The 5,261-nt window shown below is 53.5% G+C and carries 9 protein-coding genes; 8 read left to right on the top strand and 1 reads right to left on the bottom strand.

Annotated elements, in window-relative coordinates; all coding sequences use genetic code 11:
* Both BUA24_RS06815 and BUA24_RS06820 read left to right on the top strand, forming a co-directional pair.
* Nucleotides 1–325 (top strand): hypothetical protein (locus tag BUA24_RS06815; protein WP_218587431.1); only part of this gene is annotated, 325 nt, incomplete at its 5' end.
* Nucleotides 270–722 (top strand): hypothetical protein, encoded by a 453-nt coding sequence (locus BUA24_RS06820; RefSeq protein WP_143146441.1) that lies wholly within the window; start codon nucleotides 270–272, stop codon nucleotides 720–722. The genes BUA24_RS06815 and BUA24_RS06820, both read left to right, overlap by 56 nt.
* Before the next feature lie 431 nt (nucleotides 723–1,153).
* Here BUA24_RS06820 and BUA24_RS06825 read toward each other — a convergent pair whose 3' ends face one another.
* Nucleotides 1,154–1,531, bottom strand: a complete 378-nt coding sequence (locus BUA24_RS06825; RefSeq protein WP_072790392.1) for a transposase — start codon at nucleotides 1,529–1,531, stop codon at nucleotides 1,154–1,156.
* A 1,004-nt stretch (nucleotides 1,532–2,535) separates the two neighbouring features.
* Between BUA24_RS06825 and BUA24_RS13170 the strand changes: the two genes are divergently transcribed.
* From BUA24_RS13170 to BUA24_RS06875, 6 genes are all read left to right on the top strand, one after another.
* Nucleotides 2,536–2,724, top strand: coding sequence for a DDE-type integrase/transposase/recombinase (locus BUA24_RS13170; RefSeq protein WP_336433313.1), 189 nt, complete (start codon nucleotides 2,536–2,538; stop codon nucleotides 2,722–2,724).
* Between the two features lie 58 nt (nucleotides 2,725–2,782).
* Nucleotides 2,783–2,995 carry an IS3 family transposase gene (locus BUA24_RS13390; RefSeq protein WP_178138741.1) on the top strand — a complete coding sequence of 71 codons (213 nt, stop codon included), beginning with the start codon at nucleotides 2,783–2,785 and terminating at the stop codon, nucleotides 2,993–2,995.
* Between the two features lie 159 nt (nucleotides 2,996–3,154).
* Nucleotides 3,155–3,346: a hypothetical protein gene (locus BUA24_RS06855; protein ID WP_072790406.1), complete on the top strand. Its 192-nt coding sequence runs from the start codon at nucleotides 3,155–3,157 to the stop codon at nucleotides 3,344–3,346.
* A gap of 187 nt (nucleotides 3,347–3,533) precedes the next feature.
* Nucleotides 3,534–3,818 (top strand): ribbon-helix-helix domain-containing protein, encoded by a 285-nt coding sequence (locus tag BUA24_RS06860; RefSeq protein WP_072790409.1) that lies wholly within the window; start codon nucleotides 3,534–3,536, stop codon nucleotides 3,816–3,818.
* Nucleotides 3,811–4,239 (top strand): putative toxin-antitoxin system toxin component, PIN family, encoded by a 429-nt coding sequence (locus BUA24_RS06865; protein WP_072790412.1) that lies wholly within the window; start codon nucleotides 3,811–3,813, stop codon nucleotides 4,237–4,239. Before BUA24_RS06860 ends, BUA24_RS06865 begins: the two co-directional genes overlap by 8 nt.
* A 332-nt stretch (nucleotides 4,240–4,571) precedes the next feature.
* Complete coding sequence (locus BUA24_RS06875; RefSeq protein WP_072790418.1) at nucleotides 4,572–4,799, top strand: hypothetical protein; 228 nt, start codon at nucleotides 4,572–4,574, stop codon at nucleotides 4,797–4,799.
* The last annotated feature ends 462 nt before the right edge of the window (nucleotides 4,800–5,261 follow it).

Raw genomic sequence — 5,261 nt, forward strand, 5'->3', positions numbered from 1 at the left:
GGTTCAACAGGGGCCGAAACTTGAAAATTCCTGTTTCACAGCGAAACTTTGGCTAGGGACACTAGAAATGCAGCCGATAATAGATATTATCAGGATGGCTGTAAATCCAATAGGGTCGCTCTCTTCCAGAAACTATGAAATATATCATTACTACAGTGGTATTCTAGATCAGGAGGTTGTCGTTGTGGCGGATATAGCTAGTACGGATTTTGATGGTACCTCGACGCAGGACGGCCATCCTGTGGGTGTGATAACTGGATTCTGCAACAATGGCAGCGGCAAGAAAGAGCCTGTCTGCCCCGACTGGGTTGACTCGTCGCTCTAAGGATCGAGATACGTTGGCGGAGCCCATCTCTGGACGTGTTCTGATTGCATGGGACTGGGAGGCAAGTGGCATTTGGTGGATTCCCGTTCGAAGCGGCACGGGACGCAGTGAGGACCGGACAGAGAACACAATACGCAAACCCCCTGGCTGGAGCGACCTGCTTTCTGCGGAGCTGATTGACGCGTTGAAGATGTGGAACGACTCTGCGGACTTGCTGTACGGTCCCAAGAGCGACTCGAGGGATATGGAAATGGAAGAGGCCAGAGTCAAGTTCTGGGAGAGCGGACGGAGGCTAGCTGAGCGTGTGCAGAGCGAACTCGGCCCGCAGTGGCAAGTACTATATCAGGAAGCAAACGGCGCGTGGACTTGGGTGCATCCGCCGTTTAGTTCGATCTAGAAATGCTAAATGACAAGGGTGTGGCTCTCCTCAAGTGACGTCATGCAGCCCTGGGGTAACCCCAATGGCGCAGGACGGTCTGACCAGCGTGTCTCTCAGGCCTGTCCGAGGCCGAAACTGAGCGCTGCGCTGGCTTTGAGTCCGGAATGTTTGGGCCATGTCCTCATGGACTAGCTGTCTAAAGCGAGCAAGGCACCGCTGTACTAGCTTGCCTCAATGGAACTACGCCCTTCATTCCAACCACCGGAGCAGCTAATAGTCTTTGTCGCACTCGACGGAGCTCCCTTTTGGCGGCGGCTCTTCACCCTTATGTCATCCAGTAGGGTGGAGGGAGGGAACTTCCCCCTCCTGCTCCCGTCAAACCGGACGTGAACCTCGCGATTCATCCGGCTTCCTGCTCGCGGCTGCTTCGTGTTGGCTCATCCCTATTGCTAGTGTCCCTCCTCTGAAGTTTGCTCAGAAACACTAGCGCCCAGATATTTCCGCATCGAGGCGAAGATCTCGCCGGCACTCTTGGTCCAGATGAAAGGCTTGGGGTTCTTGTTCCAGGCCTCGGCCCACTCAGTAATTCCTTCATTGAGCTCGGTCACACTGTGATGAACGCCTCGCTGGAGGTACTTGGTGGTAAGGGCTGAGAACCATCTCTCCACCTGGTTCATCCAGGACGAGTATGTCGGCGTGAAGTGTAACTGAAATCTCGGATGGGTCAGTAACCACATACGCACCGACTCAGTCTTGTGGGCCCCGTAGTTATCGAGGACAACATGAACGGTAAGTTCCTTGGGTACATTCTTGTCGATGAGCTCCAAGAATTGAAATGAACTCTATGGCCCTATGGGCATCGGTCATGTTGGTGATGACCTTGCCAGAGGCGACATCGAGAGCGGCATAAAGATTGGAGATCCCATTGCGCTTGTACTCAGTCGTTTGACGGAGAGGAACCCCCGGCACCATCGGGCGTGTGGGTTGGGTACGGTCAAGGGCCTGTATTTGGGTCTTCTCGTCGACGCGAGAGGTCTGAAACCACTCACGATATACGACACAGTTCACCCTTAGAACGAGGAGAATATAGGCATGGGTGAAACGCCAAGAACAGAAAACTAAAAAAGAGAAGACCCATCGACGCTTTTGACGACGAATTCCAAAAAGAGACGCACTCAGACTCCTAAAGAGCTAAAGCCTGTCCCTGAGGCAGGTAGCTGAGGATCTTGGCATCTTGTAGGCAACCCTATCGAAGAAGGCTCGACAAAGCCTCTAAGGAGCACAAAGAAGCGGGGGTCACCCCAGATCAGGATGCGGAAATCCGTAGACTTCTCAAAGCGAGAACGAGCAGCTTGAAGTGGGATGTGAAATCTTCTTAGAACGATTTTTGCACCGATTGGGTCAAGGAGATGCAATGGGAACTGATCTACCCGTTCATCGATTAGGAGTGCGGCCGAATTTCTAGTCTCAGTGCTCGATAGAGTGTGTCAGGTCTCACACTCTATTTACTACCCCATGGACGGGCCATCTGTAGGGCCCGTGAAACGCTCAAGGAGCGCGTTCTAGAGGCCTTCGAGGCCAACAGGAGCATCTACGGGGCACCAAGGCTCACACATGAGCTCTAGGTCCGTGGAATCGACGTTTTGGTTGCTACCGTGGACCGCCTGATGGCCGAGCTTGGTATTGAGGGGGCTTGTGGATCGCCTAAATACCATCGGAGACGAGGCCTGATCGTCATGTAAGAAAGAGCGATGATCTTTCTGAAGCGGAACTTCACCGTCGATGTACTCGACATGCTCCAAGCTCAGCGACCTGACCTACATCTGAAACCTTGGAGGGGTGGCTCTACCTGGTGTGCATCATGGATGCCTGTTCGAGGAGGATTCTTGGTTACCAGATGAGCGATACGATGGACACTTCAGTGTTCGTCGATGCCCTTAACCAGGCGAAAGCCGTCAGAGGCAGAGCACTTTTGCCCGATACCATCTTCCACTCAGCGTCCATGGCTCCTACTACATAAGTGACGACTTCGCAAGAAATGTTGAGACTTGCTTACATTACCCAATCGATGGGCACGGTTGGAGATAGTTCTGACAACGCTATGGCGTAAGTCTTCGTGGGCGTCACTCAAAAAAGAGCTCGTCTACCGAACCGAATTTAAAACACGAGAGGAGGCAAGAACCGCAATCTTTGACTGGATCCAATGGTACAGCTGCAAGAGGCTTCATATTAGCATCGAATATGTATCGCCGATGCAGTTCGAACAAGCCGCTACGATACAGGCCGCATAGGTAAGCGGGGTTCAGTGTCTCATTTGGTGAGCAAGTCCAGAACACAGAGGCAACCGGCGTGTGCGGCCCACTCACTCAGGCGCTTATCGATTTGTGCAAACTATATTGCCACCGGCACGGACGGGAGGCCGGAAAGCTCTCGGCAAAGCTCATTCGTTCATGATCTCAGAGAGCGGCAAGGGCCTCGACGTGACCGCTGTGGCGATACCAGCGACTTTAGATGACATGGTGATCGACGTGTGGGTAGCGCCACACGAGGTTTTTAACCGACTTACGAAGCGAGATCTATTCGGTGCGCAGATCGAAAAGCAGGCTGTCGGGCCAAATAGTTGGATGAGGGCACGGAGTTAGGGGAAGAGGACGGAGACCTCCTCGAATACCTTAGCTAAGCGCCTTGAAGCTGTGCAGCTCCAGATGATCTAGAGAGATGCTTTACCTCACACAACTGATAGAGGACGTCAGAATGCCGTTATAACGTGATAACGGCATAATGTCATAACGTCATAACGTAATAATGGGATAGTGGTATACTTGAGACATGACAAAGAAAAAGACGACCATCTATCTCGACCCCGATGTGCTCACCGCGACGAAGGCTGCAGCGCTCACCTCCAATCGGTCCGAGAGTGCTGTCATTGAGGACGCGCTGCGGTCATATCTTCGAAGCGGCCACGCGAATGCGGCGCAGGATAAGCTGAGAGAGCTACTGGAGCGTGTCGGCTATACGAGCAACCTTGACGAGGATGCAGCACTTGCTCAGGCAGTGACCGAGACGCGTGCGGTCCGTCGGGAGCGGCGAGCACCAACGGTTAGCGGTGGGTGAGTCGCGCCGGATTATCTTTGACACAAATGTCTTCGTGGCGGCCGTCACGTCGCAAGAGGGCGTGTCCGCTCGCCTGCTTCTTGGAGCATTGGCGGGACGATTTCTGCTCGTTGCCTCGCCGTTGCTACTCGCCGAGCTGACGGACGTGCTTTGCCGGCCGAAGTTCCGGCGGTATCTGAGCATCGAGGATGCGCACCTGTTCGTGAGTGCGATCCGAGAGTTGGCAGTTATCGTAGACGATCCTCCGGAAGAGGACGATCCCATCACGGGTGATCCCGATGACGACTTCCTCGTCCTTCTAGCGGAGGTGGCGGGAGTCGATGTGCTGGTATCGGGGGACCCAGATCTCATGGGTGTACAGCGTTTTGGACTTGTGGTGATGACGCCCAGGATGTTTCTAGAGACAATGGGCGATACATGAAGGATGTTCCTAAAAGGAGCCCATGAACCCCTCGCGGGACACGTCCTGGCGCTACGTTACTGGGATGCCTCTTCGAGCAGAACGCCCCGGGCTGATTCGAGTTAGCGATAGTGCATCGGGTGCTGCAGTCGGTTATTTTTAAGCGCGTCCGGATGGCATTGGGGCTTGGCAGGGCCGGAAGTCGTGTCCAAGATGCGGTCGATCTTGCTATCGCCAGACTCGTAAAGACCCGCACCATTGTTAAGAGTTTGGATGGATCCCTCTCGTTGCCGGGTACTGAATTGACGCAAGTTCGAGTGCCTGACGACGACGAGAACTCTAAATGAAGCGTGATGGAGGTACCCATTGGAGAATTGCAGCTGGCAATGATCAACTTTACCCGCGAAGCTGGGGCCATCGCTGGTAATGATCTATTCCGAAGTTCAGCGAGGGTTTTTCACTGGTTCAGGTTGGGAAGTGAGGTAGTAGAACAGCTGGAGTTGGCTCACCGAGGACTTTGTGATCGGGGGAGCCTGCGAGGGGGTGCTGAGGCTTACGTAATTGGAGAGTCGACCGTTTAGTTCGTGCTTGGTACTAAATCACCGGAACTATCTAAATGCTTCCTGACGGTACGAGCAGCGGGAACTTGTAAACCTGTACTTTTGGCATTTAGTCAAAGTTCACAACGTGTCGTTTAAGTCTCCAACAACACGCGCAGAACGTGGGAAGTCCAAACTCTGGCTCGACGCAGAGGGCGGTATCGGTTCACAGGGCAGACTGCAGCAGATTATCAAAGAAGCCTGAGAGTGAGGAGCTCCCCAAAAACTAACCCACCCGATATGTGAGTTTTGCCTCCGAAGTAGACAGGGGGGAAACACCATGAAATCCAAGCGACATACCGAAGAGCTGGTGATCAAAGAGCTTGCCGAGGGCGACAAGATGCTGAGAGAAGGTAAAACTGTTGCCGAGGTTGCTCGTCACCTAGTGGTGATAAAGACCAGTTGGCATAGATGGAAGAACACCTATGGGGAAGTGAAAGCAAC

Origin of the sequence: Ferrithrix thermotolerans DSM 19514, assembly GCF_900128965.1 — a bacterium.
Taxonomy (GTDB): Bacteria; Actinomycetota; Acidimicrobiia; order Acidimicrobiales; family Acidimicrobiaceae; genus Ferrithrix; species Ferrithrix thermotolerans.

What these genes read in the sequence shown, in the direction of transcription:
- BUA24_RS06855 (WP_072790406.1), top strand. Translation starts at nt 3,155, where the DNA reads ATGATCTCAGAGAGCGGCAAGGGCCTCGACGTGACCGCTGTGGCGATA.
- BUA24_RS06875 (WP_072790418.1), top strand. Translation starts at nt 4,572, where the DNA reads ATGGAGGTACCCATTGGAGAATTGCAGCTGGCAATGATCAACTTTACC.
- BUA24_RS06820 (WP_143146441.1), top strand. Translation starts at nt 270, where the DNA reads ATGGCAGCGGCAAGAAAGAGCCTGTCTGCCCCGACTGGGTTGACTCGT.
- BUA24_RS06860 (WP_072790409.1), top strand. Translation starts at nt 3,534, where the DNA reads ATGACAAAGAAAAAGACGACCATCTATCTCGACCCCGATGTGCTCACC.